The organism is Camelimonas sp. FR25 (assembly GCF_059740505.1).
Genome location: NZ_JCAWFG010000016.1, coordinates 1 through 665 on the forward strand (window position 1 = coordinate 1; position 665 = coordinate 665).

Consider the following 665-nt stretch of genomic DNA (forward strand, 5'->3'; position numbering starts at 1 on the left):
ACGCCGACGCCGTCAGCGAGGACGCTGCCCTCGTTCAACACCAGCGAGCCGGTCAGATCGCCATTGACGTAGCTGGCGATGCCGACGTCCTGGGCGCGGACGACGCCGGGGGCGACGTTCTCCATCTGCACATAGTTCTTGTAGCCGCTGGCGACGGCGAGCATGCCGACCGCACTCGCGTCCACCGTCCCCTTGTTGGCCACCGCCATCAGATTGTCATCACCATCGACATAGCCCGCGAGGCCATACTGGCCCGCTTCAAGCGCGCCGCTGTTGCTGACGATAATGCCGTTGTGATTGCCAGAGACCACGGCGGCCACACCGGTGTCGCCCGCCGTCAGAACGTCGCGATTGCGCGCAAACACGTCGTTATGCTGTCCGCTGGCGTAAGCGGCGACGCCGATCAGACCCGCATCAACGCTGCGCTCGTTGACGATCTCCATCTGGCCATTGTCGCCATTGAGATAGCCTGCGGCGCCGATGCCGCCTGCGGTGATGTCGCCAACGTTCCAGACATTGACCACCGCATCATCGCCATAGGCGCCGCCGACCAGGCCCACGCCAACCGCGTCGATGCGATCTTCATTGATGGCGGCGACCTGGTTGCGATGGCCATTGGCGAAAGCCGCCACGCCGGTCAGACCAGCGTTGACGCCGCCGTTGTT

The 665-nt window shown here is 64.5% G+C and carries 1 protein-coding gene; it reads right to left on the minus strand.

Going from position 1 to position 665, the window contains the following annotated elements; all coding sequences use genetic code 11:
• Positions 1–665 (minus strand): hypothetical protein (locus AC6A67_RS01075; RefSeq protein WP_498034671.1); only part of this gene is annotated, 665 nt, incomplete at both ends.